Source organism: Prochlorococcus sp. MIT 1300 (assembly GCF_034092375.1).
In the GTDB taxonomy this organism is placed as follows: domain Bacteria; phylum Cyanobacteriota; class Cyanobacteriia; order PCC-6307; family Cyanobiaceae; genus MIT-1300.
The window spans coordinates 1416792-1434511 of sequence record NZ_CP139302.1; the positions used below are offsets into that span (position 1 = coordinate 1416792).

The following is a 17720-nucleotide window of genomic DNA, read 5'->3' on the forward strand; positions in this document are numbered from 1 at the left end:
GCACAATGAAGTTATGAAGATTGTTGTGCTCGATGATGACCCCACAGGCTCTCAGACTGTTCATGGCTGTTTGCTCTTGTTGAGTTGGGAGGTGAGTCTTCTAAGGAAGGGCTTGAGGGACCCTTCTCCGTTTTTGTTTGTGATTGCAAATACACGGGCTCTGATGCCTGAGGAGGCTTTGAGCAGAAATCGTTTGATTTGTAATTCACTTAAAAAGGCTATGGCTGCGGAGGGGATTAAGCAAAGGGATTTGATTTTTGTAAGTCGAGGCGATTCAACGCTTAGAGGCCATGGTTTTTTGGAGCCCAAGGTCATAGCAGAAGAATTGGGGCCATTCGATGCGACTATCCATGTGCCTGCTTTTTTAGAAGGTGGTCGAACTACTATCGATGGTGTTCATTTATTAAATGGTCAGCCAGTACATAACACAGTTTTTGCTCGTGATCGTCTCTTTGGCTACTCGACTAGTGATTTAGCGGCTTGGTTAGAGGAGAAGAGTAATGGTGCAATTCCTCAACAATCCGTGGTTCGAATATCTCTTGAACAGTTAGATGATGCTTCTACTAGTTCAGCAGGGCAGAAGAGGTTGGAAGAGTGGTTGAGTAAACTGAGAGATAATAAGCATGTAATAGTAGATGCTGAATATTCGCATCAATTGGATGCCTTAGGTACAGCAGTAAGGAAATTGATGGGACATAAGAAGTTTTTATTTCGTTCGGCTGCGAGTTTGCTTAATGGTCTTTCGAAGAAAAGATCTCGACTATTGAGTAAGGAATATTTGCGAGAATTGCGGGCTAGAGATTCATCTGGACATCCCTTGCCTGGGATTATCATGGTGGGTTCTCATGTGTCTCTTGCTGATGCTCAGATTCGGCGCTTGCTTGAAACACCTAATTGTGAAGGCCTTGAGCTTTCAGTTCGTGATATCGCAAGGTGCTTAGATCAAGCTTGCGCTAGAGATCAACTTCTTTCTGACTTGAAAAAACAATATCTTGACCAAGTGATCAAGATATTGGACATGGGGAAAACACCTGTCCTTTATACAACTCGTGGAGAAGTTGTGTTTAGTTCTATGGAATTAAGGATGGTATTTGGTCAAAAAATTGCTGAATTTATGGGACACTTGGCAGGAATATTGGCTCCAAAAATTGGTTACTTAATTAGTAAAGGTGGCATTACGACATTAACATTACTTTCACAAGGCCTGGAACTTAGCTCGGTATATTTAGAAGGGCAAATCCTGCCAGGTCTTTCGTTGGTAATGCCTTCTGAAGACAAGCTTCATAACTTGCCAGTGGTTACATTTCCTGGCAACTTGGGAGGCCCTGAGACACTTTTTGAGGCTTGGCTTCTAATTGATTCCCTGTGAATCTTTTAGTAGCTCCATAGGATGCTTTACTGTTAATTTACTATCTAAATGACACCTAAGTTGCAGTGTGCAGCCTATATTTGCACTAGCCACAATCTCGGCACCAGTTTTAGAGAGGTCGGCAGCTTTTATCTTGCCCAAATCGGCGGCTTCTTCTGGTCTTACAATGTTATAGATGCCTGCACTTCCGCAGCAAACACCGGCTTCTGTCGCTTCCTTCAAAAGTAGGTAAGGGATGTTTTTTAATAGATCACGTGGTTGATAGCTTATCCCTTGGCCATGAATCATATGACAGGCATCGTGATAGACAACCTCGCATGGATTTTGTTCACTAGATTCCTCCCCACCCTTATGTCTAAGAGGTTTTAAACTTGCAAGAAAACTGTGTGATAAACCTTTGCTAAATAGAAATTCATGAACGTCCATTACTGGCACTTTGAAATCGATTTCGTTGTTAAATAGTGCACCATAAGCCTTCATCGTATGGCCACACCCTGAAGCTGCAATTAAAATTGCATCTATTGATTTATCACCTTTAGCTAGCTCAGGTTCAATGCTAGAGGTGAAGCTTTGAACTAGCTTTGAGGCTAATTCTTTGGTCTGTTGTAAATCTCCCTGGTGATGAGTAACTGCACCACAACAGCCTTGGTTATGTGGAATAAGAACTTCGAACCCATTAGCTTGCAGCACTTCTAATGTCGCTTGGTTGACCTCAGGATCAAAACATCTTTGGACACAACCTAGAACTAGTCCAACACGTCCTCTGTAATCACCTTGGGCAGGATTGATTACTTGAAAGTTATCTATAAAGTTGTTTTTCTTTAGCTCAGGAAGAAGAGCTTCCATTGAGGCTATTTGGGGCCCAAGTAAATTTGTGAAACCAGATTTTTGAAATATTTTTTGTATTGGTTTTCCTGAATACAGGCGAATCACATTAAGAAGCTTTCTGAGCCTTTTGGGGTAGGGCAATATGTTTAGAAGGAGTTTCCGAAGAAAGTTGTCGCAAGGGCTACGAAGTCCTGCTTTATTTAGTTTTGGTCGAGTTTTTTCAATTAGTTCGTCATATCGCACGCCAGAGGGACATGCAGTGACACATGCGAAGCACCCCAGGCAAGTGTCAAAGTGACTAGCGATTGTTGGGTCTAGTTTGAGCTCCTCGTTTTGAATCGCTTTGAGCATGTGGATTCTGCCTCTTGGTGAATCCATTTCGGTACCTAATACTCTGTAGCTTGCACACGTGGGCAGGCAGAAGCCACAGTGGACACAAGGGTCTGTCGCATTCCCAACAGTTTTTAAAGTTTGGCCTTCACCAAGGCGTGACTTTTGACTCATAGGACTCACGGATTTATTTGTTGGGTCCACGCTTTTTTGATTTTGCCAAAGATTTTGATTCTCAAAAACGATCTATAACCGCTTTTGCGAATTCGCTGCATCTCAAAGGCTCAACTTTAGGTTCCATTAATCGAGCTAGATCGTAGGTCACTTTTTGATCTGAGATGGATTGACTAAGTCCTTTAGTAATCAGGTCAGCAGCTTCTTTCCATCCAAGGAATTCGAGCATCATTACTCCACTAAGGATGACTGAGCCAGGGTTAATGCGATCCAGCCCAGCATGTTTAGGAGCAGTTCCATGGGTTGCCTCAAATATGGCAGCATTGTCACCAATATTGGCCCCTGGTGCCATTCCCAACCCTCCCACAATTGCAGCAGCAGCATCAGAAATATAGTCACCATTAAGATTCAAAGTTGCCAGTATTGAATATTCCTGTGGACGAGTTTGTATTTGTTGAAAAATGCTATCAGCTATACGATCATCCACCATTACCATTTCACGCCATTTCCCATTTCCATGTGTGTTTCCTATGGATTTAATTACACTTTTAACTTCTAAGCATATTGCTTCTTTTTTTTCTTGTGTTAGGGATTCGTATCCAGGTTCAATCATCTGTCCGTTATTCTCAAGGCTAATGCTTGGATTCTTCTCGACATTATTTAGTATCCAACTCTCTCGTTCTGTAATGCAAAACTCCCTAAATTCGCTAGTGGCTAATTGGTAACCCCAGTCACGAAATGCGCCCTCTGTATATTTCATAATATTGCCTTTGTGAACAAGTGTCACATGGCGTTTATGCCCTTTGAGTCGCAATGCATGTTGAATAGCCTTTTTGATGTGTCGTTGACTGCCATGTTTACTGACTGGTTTGATGCCAATTCCTGCTTCCATTGGGATTTGTCGTTTGCCGAGCTTTCCATTCGCTGGAATAATTTCAGAATTAAGAAGGTTGCAAAGCTTTTGTCCTACCGGATCAGTGGCTTCCCACTCAATTCCCATATATATGTCCTCAGTGTTTTCTCTGTAGACAACTACATCTAGATCTTGAGGGCGTTTGTGCGGACTAGGAGTGCCGTTGTAATAACGGCAAGGTCGCACGCAAGAGTAAAGGTCAAAGATTTGTCGCAAGGCAACATTGAGTGAGCGAATGCCTCCACCAACTGGAGTGGTTAAAGGTCCTTTAATGGCGACGCCATAAGTTCTAATTGCTTGCAATGTATCTTCAGGGAGATATTGATAGGTTCCATAAAGGTCACAGGCTTCATCCCCTGCGTAAACCTTGAACCATTTGATTTGTCTGTGTTTTCCATAAGCCTTAGCCACTGCTGCATTTAATACGCTTTTTGTTGCAGGCCAGATGTCAACACCTGTTCCATCTCCTCTAATAAAGGGAATAATGGGATTGTTTGGGACAACTGGCTGTCCTTTTTCAAATCGGATCTGCTCACCTTCTGTTGGGGCAGTTAACTTTTGGAATTGGGCCATGAAATTCTGAGACTTCTGAGTTGCATCAAGTTGAGCTTATGACTCAGAGGTAGGTTTCCTCTAGGAATTTGCTCTCTCAATTTGAATTGGTAAGAATGTTTTGCTTTCGGATGATGCTTTCTCTGCCTAAAATCTAATGACAGATCCCTTGAATAAGCCAACTGTTGAGCCGCCTAAGGTTTGGGTGATTGCGGCTTGTTTCAATGAAGAAGCGGCGATCGTTCGCTTTATTGAACGTGTAGTTGCTTTAAATTGTGTTAGTCGTTTAGTTTTAGTAGACGACGGTTCGTCTGATAATACTGTTAATCAGATTCAACTTTGGCAGGAGAAATCAGAGCAGCCAGAGGCTTTTGGAAAAATCACCTTGATTGAGTTGACTAGAAATTTTGGGAAAGAGGCTGCAATGCTTGCTGGTTTAGATTATGCGCAGGATAATTGCGAGGCAGTGGTAATAATTGACTCTGACTTGCAGCATCCTCCAGAGTTGATTTTTGATATGGTTGAAGAATGGCAAAAGGGTGCTGAAATTGTTACTGCAGTTAGAGATGATAGAGATAAAGAGTCACCATTTAAAGTCGCTACAGCATCTTGGTTCTATAAAGTATTTAACAGGCTTGTTGATTCAATTCAATTAATTGAGGGTGCAGGGGATTACAGGTTGTTGAGTGCCCCAGTGATTAAGGCCCTTATTCAAATGAGAGAGTTTAGTCGTTTCTCTAAGGGACTAGTTCCTTGGACTGGATATAAAAGTGTTCAGCTTAGTTATATGAGAGAATCTAGGATGGGAGGACATACTTCTTGGAGTCCTTTGAAACTGTGGAGCTACGCTCTTGATGGCATATTTTCGTTTTCTGATATCCCACTTAAGGTATGGAGTTTGCTTGGAATAACTGTTTCAATGTGTAGTCTATTTTATGCTGGACTGATTATTATAAGAACCCTATCTGATGGGCCAGATCAGGGAGCTCCCGGTTATGCTTCTTTAATAGTTGCGATTTTATTTTTAGGTGGGGTTCAGCTCATAGGGATAGGTGTTTTAGGAGATTATATAGGCCGTATTTATCTAGATGCAAAGGCTAGACCTCATTATTTTATTAGGTCAATTCATGTTCAAGAATGATCTAGCTTCTATTAAATTCTTTTAGTGATAACCACTCCTTCCTTCTCCATTCAGATGAAAAGAAATCTTGGGAAAGATAGAATCCTTTTGTTTTCAAATCATTTTCTTTTCTGTTTAAATTAGTGGATGGGTGAGCCAGCAACAACGGAGCAGTTAGTTGTTTCCCCTGAGAGAAAAACCTGAGTTCTCTCCAGGCTCTACTTAGAGTCTTATCGGCCATTCTTCCAGTGCAAAGAACTCCGGCGAAGGCAATATTTGTCTCTAACTCTGCTTTTTTTATCTTTGACTTAGCAAGTATCGTAAGTGCTTGGAGTATTATCCATTTCAACCATCCACCATTGGCAAATATAAACGCTAAGTCTTTTAAGGGAATTCCCTGAGGCCATGGCTCTGATGTTGTGCGTATCCAATGTATGCCTAACTCATGTGCATTTTGTAGAAGAATATTTAGAACAATTGGTGTCAGATGAATGTGTTGATGACCATCTAATTTTATCTGTTTCTGATGAGTTAGTTGCTTGAAAGTATTGATTTGAGCTTTAAGTTCCTGGGTTAGCTGAAGTTCTATTGCTTGTCGTTTTTTTGACTGCTTAGGCAATATTGATAACCACATCAATTTAGCAAAAGATGTATTTAGATAACCTTCTTTATTTATTAAATCTAAGATTTCTTCTTTAGCAGATATTGTTGGACCTTCTGTTAGGCATATGTGCAGATGGAGCTCAAGCCGAGTGTCATAATTGAATTGTTCAATAGCATCTTTAACCGAAGGTCCATTTACAAGTAAGCTGGCACTATCTAGGTGCCCAGATTTTGCAAGGGAAAATATTGCTTCATTTGTAGCAGTATTTAGCCCAAGATCGTCAGCATGTATTCTTGGTGAGACATCGCTAATCCTTCTGCGCCTTTTACTAAAATTTGCGGCTTTATTCCATATTAATGCATTTAAAACTGTTGGGGTTAATACAAGAATTACTTTTGTCATTGGCAAGTCTTGCCAATGACTTAGTGCGATTGGGAGCAATGCACTTACCGTCGAATTGATACAAAATTGAAAAATTAACCACCTACGTGCGAATTGTCTCCCAGATGTCTCCTCTTGATATGTGTAGATCGCATGACCTATGTAGCTGGTGACAGAAGCAGCTACAAATGCAGTTAGATTACTTGCCCAGAATGGTAGGAAGTGAGTTAGAAACTCTAGGCAAATTGCATGAGTTGTTGCTGCCCCTAGCCCTACTACTGCATAGCGTCTTAAACGTTTCGAGAGATTGGTGATTTTCATTCTTCTAAGAAATTCTTGTTTTCTGAAAGATTGACATCTAAGTTGCAGGTGGTTAAAGAGATCACTAGGTGTGCGTAAAAAGGTGGTTGTAAATGCCCTTTAAAGCTAATTGCATGTCATCTTCATCCAGTAATGGTGTTACTAGGAGGTTGAGTTGAACGCTGCTGATCAAGCTCATAGTTTTGATTTTGCTAATGCGATTGCCTCGGTAGGCACACTGGTTAGGCAACATTTCCCTGCCGCGTCAGCGAATCTGAAGCCTTGGCGAGATGATCCTGAAACTCGTAGGTGGTCTGAGAGCGAGACATTGGATTTGGCCTTTCATTTCCCAGGGTGGACTCCAAGATTGCAGTGTCGCAGTCTCTTATTACAACTCAGAATGAGTAGTGATGAGTCTGAACTGCCTCCTCATCTTGTAGGTGTTGTGATCAGAGGTATGACATATGAAGGAGAGCGATGGCGTTTAATTACTGCTGGTGACTGGTGCCCTAGGGGCTCTCATTTGCCTCAGATTGAACAAATAGATCATTTACATGAGATTTGTCGTGACTTGTTCTCCTTATTCCCCTACCGTGATTCATGCTTGGAAGCTTCTTAAGCTTTCTAGTTCAGACGTATTTGGTTTTTCTCTCTCCATTTTTCCTATCGCATTCTTTTAAATGTCTTTAGCCCTAGCCAGGCAACTGAGAGAAGGTACGAAGAAAGCCCACACGATGGCTGAAAATACAGGCTTTGTGAGCTGCTTCCTTAAAGGGGTGGTCGATAAGACCAGTTATCGCAATTTGGTTGCAGATTTGTTTTTCGTTTATTCAGCAATGGAGGAAGAAATTGGGCGATTGACAGCAGCTGATCATCCTGTAATTAGCTCCATTAGTTTTCCTGAGCTCAATCGTCGTGAATCTTTGGAATTGGATTTGGCTTTTTATTTTGGAAGTCATTGGCTAGAGGCTGTCAGGCCAACAAGCGCCGCTCAGTCATATGTAGATCGAATACATCAAATTGCAAGTGAGTGTCCTGAGTTGTTAGTTGGACATCACTACACCAGGTATATCGGGGATCTGTCTGGGGGGCAGATACTTAAGAAGATTGCTCAAAAGGCAATGAATCTTGATGAGCATGATGGTTTGCGTTTTTATGAGTTTGATCTGATAGAAGATGAAAAAGCATTTAAACTTAAATACAGTGCAACTTTGAATAACCTGCCTATTGATCAACAAATGGCTGATTCAATCGTTGAAGAGGCAAACAAGGCTTTCCAATGCAATATGGCTATGTTCCAAGAGCTAGAAGGCAGTCTGATTGCAGCAATTGGAAAAGTTTTGTATGGCTTCCTTACACGTAACAAACGCCTTGGGAGTACTGAAATCACTAACAATTAGTAATTTTGGGACTATTTTTTGCAAATCTTGTGGCTAAGTTTTACAGATTCTTGTTATATAGCCTTTACTTGAGGTTACCCCTTGCTAAGTAGAGAGTGATTGATGTTCGACCCTTTACTAGAGGAATTAAATGAAAGCATCCTTTCTAGAGGAGGAATAGAGGCGAAAATTCCCTCTGACCTTGCTGAAGGCTTCTCCGTTAAAGGTAAGGCTTTTATAAAGAGTTGGCTGTGGCAAGCCCCAGGGTTTCGAAGGTGGCGCGTAACGAGAATGGACGCTGGAGAGAACCTCCAAGTACTTAATTCGGTTGCTTACCCTGAGTACAAATGTGATCAACCTCTTTTAGGCATAGATCTTTTGTGGTTTGGTACAAAGCGCAAGTTGGTAGCAGTGCTTGATTTTCAACCATTAACCCAAGATAAGGATTATTTGGATCGTTACTATGATGGTCTCAAGTCTATTCATGGACGTTTCCCGGAGTTGGGCGGGAATGAAATAATGCGTTCTTTTGACCCTCATCAATACTTTTCCCCCTGGTTGCTTTTTTATAGGGGGAATAGTCAGTCAGCCATCAATTCTTTGAAGAGTGCTTTTACCGCCTTTCTTGATTGTTATTGGATGTTGAACCAACTAACGTTGAGGAAGCCTTCGGGGTTTTCTCCGGAAGAAGTAAAGAACCTTCATATCGCATATGACATTTATAGTGCTGAACGAGACCCTGCTCATCACTTGTTTGCTGGTTATTTTGGACAGGCTTGGGCCAATCGTTTTGTGAGTGAGTTTTTATTTCCCTATAGCTCAATAACCCAAAATGTAACTACAGCCTTAGACTTTCCCTCTGAATGAACTTAAAGCGCCAAAATAGTTTAGACCCAGTAAAAATTTCCAATTGGAAGTGGGCTCCATTTCTAGATTTGGCTATAAAGGAATTCACTTCTTTGGAAGTTAAACCATATCTAATAGAAGAAGATTTTCTTGAAAAGACAAGTTCTTATGGTTCAAGGGCAAAGCCTTCACAAGTACATATGTCTACTTGGGGTTGCCAAACCAGGAAATTACGTCTGGTTCGCGCAGCTTGCTTGAATGCTGGGAACTCAACTTCAGTTCTTAACTTGGTTGCTAGTCCTTTTTCGACTTTTAACTTGCCTTTCTTTGGCGCTGATTTTGTCACTCTTCCATCAGGACATCTTTTGGCACTTGATCTACAGCCTGCATTGCGGAATGAATGTTTTCATACTGATGCTGTTTGGGAACGTTTGCTTCCTATTTATGATTTTTGGCGAAAAAACTTACCAGAAGGTGGCGCAATACCTGAATCTGCTAAGCCTTATTTCTCTCCAGGATTTTTATGGTCTCGCTTACCTCTAGACTCTGAGAGTGATAGGATTATAAAAAATATTTTGCTTCCAGCCTTTCATGATTACCTGAACCTTTATTTGGATCTTGTTAATGGTGCACTAGAAGTTGATAATAGCATGTCAAATAAAATTAGTATAGGGCAGAAAAATTACTTCAACTATCGAGCGATAAATGATCCTGCAAGAGGAATGCTGACACGTTTTTATGGAAGAGAGTGGACTGAGAAATATATTCACGACGTTTTATTTAATATTTAAGCCTCCGGAGTAATGATGATTTCTGGATAAAAAACACTTTAGGCTCTATCATCTGGGAAATCTACCTTAAGCAAAATTATTTGCTTAACTTTGTCTAGGTATGGTCAAAAGACTGCTTTTCGTCTGTTTGGGTAATATTTGCAGGTCTCCTGCAGCAGAAGCTGTCTTCCTGCATTTGATTAATAGCAAAGGCCTGGCTAAGGATTTCGAAGTTGATTCTGCTGGGACAGGTGGCTGGCATGTTGGAAGGCCCGCGGACTCGAGAATGTTGATGGCTGCTAACCGCAGAGGAATTGAAATCAGAAGTCTTGCTCGCAGGATTGATGTAGAAGATTTCAGAGAGTTCGACCTCATTCTTACTATGGATCAGGATAATTACGATGCTGTACAGGCATTAAGCAAAAAGGCTGGGACCGCTTCAACCGCAACAATTAAGCCAATTTTGAGTTATTTAAGTAAAGGTGAATTACTCGAGGTCCCAGATCCTTATTATGGAGGGGAGGACGGATTTGAAAAAGTTTTAGATTTATTGGAGGATGCATGTAAGGAGTTGATTGTAGAACTTAGTTCTTCCTAATAGGCCAAACTTCCTCAGGAATTCTTTGGTGAAATAGATCAGTTATGTCTTCAACCACCTCATCAATATTTTTGCCATCAGTAATAATTTCAATTGCATCTTTGGCTTTAATAAGAGGAGCGATTTCTCTGGAACTATCAAGATGATCACGTTCCTTAATTTGTGCCTCGAGTTGACTTAAAGAAGGCACTTTGAAGCCCTTTTGCTTTAAGTCGAATGCTCTTCGTTTTGCGCGCTCTTTTGAACTGGCAGTTAGAAATATTTTTAACTCAGCTTTTGGGAAGACCGCAGTCCCAATATCCCTACCCTCAGCAATAAGCCCTCCACTATTACCCATTTGTTTTTGCTGATTTGTAAGAGCATTCCTGACAGATTCTAGGGAGGCTATTTTTGAAACCAATGCAGTTACTTTTTGTGAGCGAATGATCTCAGTTACATCTTGATTGTTGACCCTTACCCTTGTAAGAGAAGAGTCGGAGTTGTCTAGCTCTAGATCTAATTTAGAAAGCAATTTATCTACTTCTTGCTCATTGTCAATATTCACTTGCTTGTTGAACATTAACCAAGTAACTGCTCTATACATTGCACCAGTATCTATGTACAACAGCCCAAGTTTCTTTGCTAAAGCACGTGTGACTGTGCTTTTGCCAGCGCCTGCAGGACCGTCAATGGCAATAATTGGCTTGCGTGTCATTAGGAATGCGTGATCGATAAGACGGGTTTCTCCGCAGCGGACTGCTGCTGCTAAAAGAGAGAGCTCTCCAGAGGGGTTGGTTGGTTTAAGGAGGTATGGATCAACTGTTTGCAAATATTCGACCTCAAGGCCACTTTCTTGCAACATGAAGTTTATGTCAATCAGGTTAATCTCTTTAGTTTTCTGATAAAGATCTGAAGCTTTTTTAAGCAATTTAGGCAATTTTCTTGCTTGGCTTCTTTGGAATGTAGTTAATTGCCGGTTCCTCGAGCTAAATGCAAGTCCATCTTGGTCACGAACTGTGGAGACACTGATTACACGAACAGATAGACTTAGTCTTTTAATGAGACTTTTTATTATCATTAATTGTTGCCAGTCTTTTTCGCCAAGTATTAAAGTCTTTGGTTTGATCAGCATTAGTAGGCGATTTATTATTGTAACTACACCATCAAAATGTCCTGGGCGAGTTCTGCCACACAGCTCTTTTTGAAGTTCTTCGTCGGCTTTAATAATATAGCTTTCGGGGTCTTCAGAAAAGATCTCTTTGACTGTTGGAGCCCATATCGCAGAGGCTCCTGAAGAGACAGCTAATTCATAGTCATTTGCCAAGTCACGTGGGTATCTTTCAAAATCTTCATTAGGGCCAAACTGCAGAGGATTGACAAAAATGCTTACTAAAACATTGCCTGGTCTTTTTTGGGTAAGTGCTTTGGCAGTTGCAATTAATGATGCATGCCCCTTGTGTAGGCCTCCCATTGTGGGGACAAAGTTAATTGGACTACCTTGTTGTTTTTGCCAGAGCCTTAATTCTTCTTGGGTTTTGAGGATCGGATAGCCCATCATAATTTTTTAGTATGACAGCCGTCTATGTCTTTATAGATCGCGAGGTTGTCTATGAGATTCAGGAACTAGTGCTTTTTATCCAATAAGCAAATACCTTTAGGTGATATGCAAGTTTTGGGGTCGGTAGAACCTATGGACTACAAGACCTCTGGGGTTGATGTAGAAGGTGGAAGGGAGTTTATTGAACGAATACGTTCAAGTGTTGAGAGCACGCATCGCTCTGAAGTGATTGGGGGGCTTGGAGGTTTTGGTGGCTTGATCAGATTGCCAAGTGGGGTAAAGAATCCATTATTGGTCGCAGGAACAGATGGTGTTGGTACCAAACTTGAGCTCGCTCAGGAACATAAATTTCATCAAGGGGTTGGGATCGATTTGGTGGCGATGTGTGTGAATGATGTGATAACAACAGGGGCTCAGCCTCTGTTCTTTCTTGATTACATTGCTACTGGCAAGCTTGGCCCTCTTGAGATGGCCGAAGTTGTGGATGGGATTGCTGAAGGATGCAGGTTGAGCAGATGTGCTCTTTTGGGGGGCGAAACAGCCGAGATGCCAGGGTTTTATCCTGCTGGTAGATATGATTTAGCGGGTTTTTGTGTCGGAGTGGTTGAAGAAGAAGAGATTATTGATGGTCGAACTGTGAAAACTGGAGATCAAATAGTTGGTGTCGCTAGTAGTGGGGTGCATAGCAATGGATTTAGTTTAGTTAGAAAAGTCTTGGAGATCGCTCATGCGAATGAAAAAACTTGTTTTGGAACTCATAACAGTCCTTTAATTGAGACTTTGCTGGAGCCCACAACAATTTATTTTGAGTTGGTTAGATCCTTTTTAGATAACAAAATTCCACTGAAGGCAATTGCACATATAACCGGAGGAGGTTTGCCTGAAAATCTTCCTAGGTGTTTACCTGATCATTTGGTCCCCTTTGTGGATTTGAGCAGTTGGCCGAGACCAGAGCTGTTTCAGTGGCTTCAAGACACAGGGGAAATTCCTGAGAGGGACATGTGCCATACCTTTAACCTTGGAGTTGGCTTGTGTTTGGTTGTAGCCCCAGAGCTTGCTGAAGATGTCATTCACCTTTGCAGTAGTAACGGACTAGCTGCTCGACTCATAGGTGAAGTGGAATCTCTGAATGCTTCAGAACCCAGACTTTTGAGGGGTCTTCCTAATTAAACGTTTCATTAGTGGTTTGCTTGGGTGGATTACTTCGGAGTAGTACGACGTGGTAATTCGTTTTACATTCTTCCTTCGATGCCTTTATCATTGAGATATGCAAACCGAAATTTTTCGGTAGCTGCGTAGTTAGATCTCGATTAATTCGATTCGATGCCTTTTGATACTCCACAGCGTTTAACGCGTAGGCGTAGTTCTGCAGGACCAGTGCCCCCACGCAGACCCCTTGGCAATTCAAGCGATCCAAGCTTGTCTCATCGCCAAGGACCTCGACCAACTTTTCTGACTCTTCGAGATCATGGAAAGGTTTACGTCGCTGATATGCCCAATTTGTCTGATGGGCAGTTGGCCCATGTTGGGAAGGAAGCGCAGGAAGTTTTGGAAAGCCTAGAAAGGCGTATTACTGATCTAGAAAGAGAATTAGGTAATGGTCTTGGAGATAGTGACACTTTTATTAAGGCTTCTACAAAACGCGACGTAACTAGGCGGTTCATTCGAGCTATTCAGGATGAACAGGAACATCGCAGGAATAATCCGGCATTAAGAGATGCCGCTACTGAATCATTGCCAAGGACTTTTCTTGAAGTTGCAAGACACCGACTCCCAGGAGCTACATTTGATTCCCTTTTGAGAGAGGCATTGGCAGCATGTTCTCCAGAAGAACCTCCAGAGGCATCAACACAGCCACCGCAGCCAACCAACAAACAGCCTGTGCCTCCAGTCAAGGTTGTACCAATACGCTCTTCCTCTGCAGCAGCAAATAGTATGCCAGTTGTGGTTAGCCCTGATCCAAACCTCAAGGATTCAACAAGTGCTTGAATTGGGAATTGTTTGGTATCCCAAGGTTAATTTGGAGTAGTTAGTATGTTTTGGACTATTTAATGCAAAAAGACTTGCAAAGCTTTGGCCTTATGTCAAAAAAAATAGAAGATAAGTCCAATCAATATATAGAACCATTAATTATAAAAGAAAAACTATTATGTAAATATTGTAAGCGTACGGCATATAATAATATCCATTGTCTAGGGATTTGTGTTGAGGAAAGTGGATATTAGTTTGTTAATTGTTTCATGAAAGAGGCGAATTAACTTCATTTATAGGCTGTATTAATGGGCTAAAATATAATTAATTAAATTATTTGGCATCTAATTGTTGGCCATTCATATTTCAGGTTTGTTTGGGGGTCCAATGTTCGCATTTGATCCCTTTTAGTACTTCTGCAGGTACTGCGACACACCACACTCTGCAAAACCCTCCATCCAAAGGGCAGCCAGTGAAATTTTTGCAGTTTGAGCAGCGAGGAAGATGAAAGGACATGTATTTCAATATGCACACTCAATACTTTTCTATTCGCAAGTGGCGGTGTTGTGAGTAAGTAAAAATCCCTATTTAGGTATATGGATTTAGTTCGAAAATACTAGGTTTTAAAACATTACGATTTCCTCAGTGAGTCCTTTATTGACAACGTCTCTGCGTTCCATTAACTGTTTTTTTTCATAGTAAAAAGAGGTAGTTTAAGCTAGTGTTTGATTTTAGGATATGGAGAAGCGTTTCAGGAGTTCTAAAAACTTTTTTGCAGCCAGCCATTCCTTTATGGCGAGAGCGAGGAAACGGTCTGTGGGTTATGCCCGTATTGGGATCGATGATGTTGACGCCCAGCTGCAAGTTGCTGAGTTGAGGGCTGCCGGTTGCAAATATGTAGTCCAAGAATTGAGTAGCAGAGAGGATGGTCTCCCAGGAATTCGTTTAGAAGAAGTAGTCTGTTCCTTGGGCCAGGCCGATCAGCTGGTTGTGACGAAAATAAGTCGATTAGGCTTGAAGAAGATCGAACTTCTTTGGTTCCTTAGGGATCTTGAAAGTCAAGGCAAGCATCTCAAAACACTGGATGGATTTCTTGATACAAAGCTTTTAGAGGGATTCGCTGTCCCCATGCTTGGTTTATTGATTGGATGTAGTGATTTAGAACAGTCTTTAAATAAAGAACAAGCAATTGAGAATATTCATCTTCGACGGATTCAAGGGGGAAATATAAATATGGGAGGTCGACCAAAGACAAGTGCAATAAAGGAAGCGTTGGTCTTGCGACTAAGAGGTGAGGGATGTTCCTATAGATCAATAAGAGAGCAAACCGGCCTTGCTCTATCGACAATCCGCAGGATCATTGTGAGTAGTTAGGCTTTGGTTATGAATGATGAAAACTGGAAAGAAGAGTACAAAAAACTTAAATCTCTTAGGCCTTACCAAATAAAGTTGCTTGAGGAAGGCGCAACTAGCCTTTCCCAGGCTTGGCTTTTGAACAGCATGTGGTGTGAATGGAAGGAGATAAAGGCTATGACGGAGACTAATTTGCCTTCTATTGAGGTCTTCTCGGTTGGGACCCCTATGGATCCCTGGGAGGGCTGAAAGCTAAATGGATATAAATTTAGAGTAATACTCATGGACTATAAGATTGTCTTAAAGCCGTTTGGTGTTTATTTCTTTGCTAACTTTCAAATGAACAATTATCGGTAACTAAATTGACTAAAATTAAAGCAATACAAGACTTTATCTCTCAGACTTCTCCTCTGTACGATTACTGGTGTTCTGCTCAGGATGCAAACGATGAGAAAAAACGGTTGTTAAAGTCTAATACAAAGTCTCCCGCTGCTTATCTTTTTCAAGAAGAGCCTTATAAGTGGGAAAATTTATATCAGTGCATTGCAAGGGAGGTCTTGAAAGGTGATTTGTCTTCAATTAAGGGCATGAAAATTCTTCTTGGAAGTATAACTTTTGAGGAGAGAGAGAGGTTGTTAAAACGGTTCTCAGAGAGAGATCTTTTTGATCAAGATACTATTAACCTGTTTCGTGCCGAGGAAAACCTGCCTGTTGTTCCAAGGAAAAATCGCTTTAGATTCTTTAGAGTTCTACTTTCCATCTTCTTTAACCCTTATAATATAGAAATTAAGGGAAGGAAAAAGCACTTATATGAATATACAGGACATCTTGTTTTGACCTTGAGGAAACCTTTCTCGTAATAATTACTTGCTATTGTGCTCATATTTAGAATATTTTGCCTTTAAGTAATGAATGTCTATAAGCCCCTTTTTTCATTCTTCTTTATTTAAGTTGCTTAGACCAATCGAGTCACGCCTCTTATTTCTCTAATGTGGTCCGTATGGAAAGGTAAGAAGGCGGCACCCAGATTCGAACTGGGGATAAAGGATTTGCAATCCTCTGCCTTACCACTTGGCCATGCCGCCGCTCGGGATTTTGAATTCCCCTCTGCGGATCGTATCAGTGAAGGTATGCCACAACTGTTAGTTGTCAGCAATGGCCATGGTGAAGATTTGATCTCTTTAAGAGTTTTAGAGGCTCTTCACAGTATTCATCCCTGGCTATCTCTAAAGGCTTTGCCTCTGGTTGGGGAAGGGAAAGCTTTTGATAAGGCTGTAGCAGAAGGTTGGTTAAAGGTTTTAGGTGCTGCTCGCAATTTGCCTAGTGGAGGCTTTAGTAATCAGAGTTTAAGAGGATTGGTTTCTGATTTGGCGGCTGGATTAATAGGAACTACCTGGCGACAGTGGAAATCAGTTCGATTTGCGGCAAAAGAAGGACATCATGTGCTTGCAGTGGGTGATTTGCTCCCACTTTTTTTTGCTTGGAGTAGTGGAGCTCACTTTGGTTTTATTGGTACACCTAAAAGCGATTACACATGGCGCAGTGGACCTGGTCATGCTCTGAGCGATTTATATCATTTTTGGAAGGGAAGTGAATGGGATCCTTGGGAGTGGAGTTTGTTGCGCTCAGCCCGGTGCAAGATGGTCGCGGTTAGAGATCCTTTGACTGCACGTGGCTTGAGAAGGCATGGGGTATCAGCGAGGGCGCCAGGGAATCCAATGATGGATGGGTTAGATGTCACTCCCACGCCTGAATCTTTGGCAGGGTTTAGGCGCTTAATTTTGCTTTGTGGAAGTCGAATGCCAGAAGCATCAAGGAATTTTGAATGTTTACTTGACGTGATAGGGCGACTGAATTTCGAGACCCCTCTTGCAGTCTTTATTCCTCTTAGCTCCCAGCCTTCAGTAGATCAATTAGCACCATCTTTGATTTCGGCTGGTTTTAGTCCTTCAGATTTTGACGACCATGGCTTAGAAGCGCAGGCTTGTTGGGTTAAAGATAAGAATTTTCTTTTCTTGGCTCAAGGAAAATTTGCGCGTTGGGCGTCTTGGGCAGAAATTGGTCTTGCAAATGCAGGAACAGCTACAGAGCAACTCGTTGGTTTAGGGGTGCCTGCACTCTCCTTGCCAGGGGAAGGCCCTCAGTTCAAGATGGGTTTTGCTCGTCGCCAAAGTCGGCTTCTTGGTGGAGCCGTGACTCCTTGTACTACTAAAGGTTTGATGGCGAGGGCCCTAAAAAGATTGCTCGCAGATCAGTCACTACGTACTCGATTAAGTATTTTGGGTATGCGACGCATGGGTGCATCAGGCGCAAGTGCTGCCTTGGCAGGTTTAATTTCTCAATTGCTACTAAGTTGTGAGACTGAACATTAGGTGCTTTGCTCCTATCAGATTAATGCTAAAGAACTAAAGGTTTTTATTCATGGCTATTATTGAAGATCATGCTTATTTAAAAATTTGTGCCTCGTTAGCGAGTTGCTTAAGTATTAGCTTGGCTGCAGCAAGAAAAAAAGTAGAGCTTGCCTCTGCTAAAGCTGGTGTCCGAGATTTAGCTTCTCGTAAAAAGATTGCCGAAGACCTTTTAAATCATGCTAAAACCTTATCTTTAGAGCAGTCCAATTCACCATCCAAATCATTAGACCGTTTATTGGAGGCATTGGCTGAGGACGAGAACTTTATGATTGAAGACTGACAAC

At 41.6% G+C, this 17720-nt stretch carries 17 protein-coding genes and 1 tRNA gene; 13 read left to right on the plus strand and 5 right to left on the minus strand.

Going from position 1 to position 17720, the window contains the following annotated elements:
- Positions 1–13: 13 nt before the first annotated feature.
- Positions 14–1369: a four-carbon acid sugar kinase family protein gene (locus SOI83_RS07310; protein ID WP_320676035.1), complete on the plus strand. Its 1356-nt coding sequence runs from the start codon at positions 14–16 to the stop codon at positions 1367–1369.
- Here SOI83_RS07310 and SOI83_RS07315 read toward each other — a convergent pair.
- Together SOI83_RS07315 and SOI83_RS07320 are read right to left on the minus strand one after the other, a co-directional pair.
- Positions 1352–2701 carry a (Fe-S)-binding protein gene (locus SOI83_RS07315; protein ID WP_320676036.1) on the minus strand — a complete coding sequence of 450 codons (1350 nt, stop codon included), beginning with the start codon at positions 2699–2701 and terminating at the stop codon, positions 1352–1354. The two genes, SOI83_RS07310 and SOI83_RS07315, sit on opposite strands and share 18 nt — an antisense overlap.
- A gap of 61 nt (positions 2702–2762) precedes the next feature.
- Complete coding sequence (locus tag SOI83_RS07320; protein ID WP_320676037.1) at positions 2763–4187, minus strand: NADP-dependent isocitrate dehydrogenase; 1425 nt, start codon at positions 4185–4187, stop codon at positions 2763–2765.
- A gap of 136 nt (positions 4188–4323) precedes the next feature.
- On the opposite strand from SOI83_RS07320, the gene SOI83_RS07325 reads away from it, so the two are divergent.
- Positions 4324–5307, plus strand: coding sequence for a glycosyltransferase family 2 protein (locus SOI83_RS07325; protein ID WP_320676038.1), 984 nt, complete (start codon positions 4324–4326; stop codon positions 5305–5307).
- A gap of 1 nt (position 5308) precedes the next feature.
- Here the strand turns inward: SOI83_RS07325 and SOI83_RS07330 are convergent, their stop codons facing one another.
- A complete protein-coding gene (locus tag SOI83_RS07330) occupies positions 5309–6592 on the minus strand; it encodes a ChbG/HpnK family deacetylase (protein ID WP_320676039.1) in 1284 nt (427 codons plus the stop codon).
- Positions 6593–6746: 154 nt separating this feature from the next.
- Here SOI83_RS07330 and SOI83_RS07335 point away from each other — a divergent pair, with 154 nt between their 5' ends.
- From SOI83_RS07335 to SOI83_RS07355, 5 genes are all read left to right on the plus strand, one after another.
- A complete protein-coding gene (locus tag SOI83_RS07335; RefSeq protein WP_320676040.1) occupies positions 6747–7190 on the plus strand; it encodes a hypothetical protein in 444 nt (147 codons plus the stop codon).
- A 61-nt stretch (positions 7191–7251) separates the two neighbouring features.
- Positions 7252–7971, plus strand: coding sequence for a heme oxygenase (biliverdin-producing) (locus SOI83_RS07340; protein ID WP_320676041.1), 720 nt, complete (start codon positions 7252–7254; stop codon positions 7969–7971).
- Between the two features lie 102 nt (positions 7972–8073).
- Positions 8074–8817 (plus strand): 15,16-dihydrobiliverdin:ferredoxin oxidoreductase, encoded by a 744-nt coding sequence (locus SOI83_RS07345; protein ID WP_320676042.1) that lies wholly within the window; start codon positions 8074–8076, stop codon positions 8815–8817.
- Positions 8814–9587, plus strand: a complete 774-nt coding sequence (locus tag SOI83_RS07350) for a phycoerythrobilin:ferredoxin oxidoreductase (RefSeq protein ID WP_320676043.1) — start codon at positions 8814–8816, stop codon at positions 9585–9587. Before SOI83_RS07345 ends, SOI83_RS07350 begins: the two co-directional genes overlap by 4 nt.
- Positions 9588–9687: 100 nt before the next feature.
- On the plus strand, positions 9688–10164 hold the full coding sequence (locus SOI83_RS07355) for a low molecular weight protein-tyrosine-phosphatase (protein ID WP_320676044.1): 477 nt from the start codon (positions 9688–9690) through the stop codon (positions 10162–10164).
- Here SOI83_RS07355 and SOI83_RS07360 read toward each other — a convergent pair.
- Positions 10151–11698, minus strand: coding sequence for a bifunctional pantoate--beta-alanine ligase/(d)CMP kinase (locus tag SOI83_RS07360; protein WP_320677710.1), 1548 nt, complete (start codon positions 11696–11698; stop codon positions 10151–10153). The genes SOI83_RS07355 and SOI83_RS07360 overlap by 14 nt on opposite strands.
- Positions 11699–11833: 135 nt before the next feature.
- On the opposite strand from SOI83_RS07360, the gene purM reads away from it, so the two are divergent.
- The 4 genes from purM (at position 11834) to SOI83_RS07380 (ending at position 15274) form a co-directional block, all read left to right on the plus strand.
- On the plus strand, positions 11834–12871 hold the full coding sequence (purM, locus tag SOI83_RS07365) for a phosphoribosylformylglycinamidine cyclo-ligase (protein WP_320676045.1): 1038 nt from the start codon (positions 11834–11836) through the stop codon (positions 12869–12871).
- A 153-nt stretch (positions 12872–13024) separates the two neighbouring features.
- A complete protein-coding gene (locus SOI83_RS07370) occupies positions 13025–13690 on the plus strand; it encodes a histidine phosphotransferase (protein ID WP_320676046.1) in 666 nt (221 codons plus the stop codon).
- Between the two features lie 720 nt (positions 13691–14410).
- On the plus strand, positions 14411–15046 hold the full coding sequence (locus SOI83_RS07375; RefSeq protein WP_320676047.1) for a recombinase family protein: 636 nt from the start codon (positions 14411–14413) through the stop codon (positions 15044–15046).
- Between the two features lie 9 nt (positions 15047–15055).
- Complete coding sequence (locus tag SOI83_RS07380; RefSeq protein ID WP_320676048.1) at positions 15056–15274, plus strand: hypothetical protein; 219 nt, start codon at positions 15056–15058, stop codon at positions 15272–15274.
- A 765-nt stretch (positions 15275–16039) separates the two neighbouring features.
- Here the strand turns inward: SOI83_RS07380 and SOI83_RS07385 are convergent.
- Positions 16040–16110: transfer RNA gene (locus SOI83_RS07385), tRNA-Cys, on the minus strand.
- 45 nt (positions 16111–16155) lie between these two features.
- Here SOI83_RS07385 and SOI83_RS07390 point away from each other — a divergent pair.
- Positions 16156–17397 carry a lipid-A-disaccharide synthase-related protein gene (locus SOI83_RS07390; RefSeq protein WP_320676049.1) on the plus strand — a complete coding sequence of 414 codons (1242 nt, stop codon included), beginning with the start codon at positions 16156–16158 and terminating at the stop codon, positions 17395–17397.
- A gap of 49 nt (positions 17398–17446) precedes the next feature.
- The gene (locus tag SOI83_RS07395) at positions 17447–17716 is read left to right on the plus strand and encodes a hypothetical protein (protein ID WP_320676050.1); all 270 of its coding nucleotides are present in this window, start codon (positions 17447–17449) and stop codon (positions 17714–17716) included.
- The last annotated feature ends 4 nt before the right edge of the window (positions 17717–17720 follow it).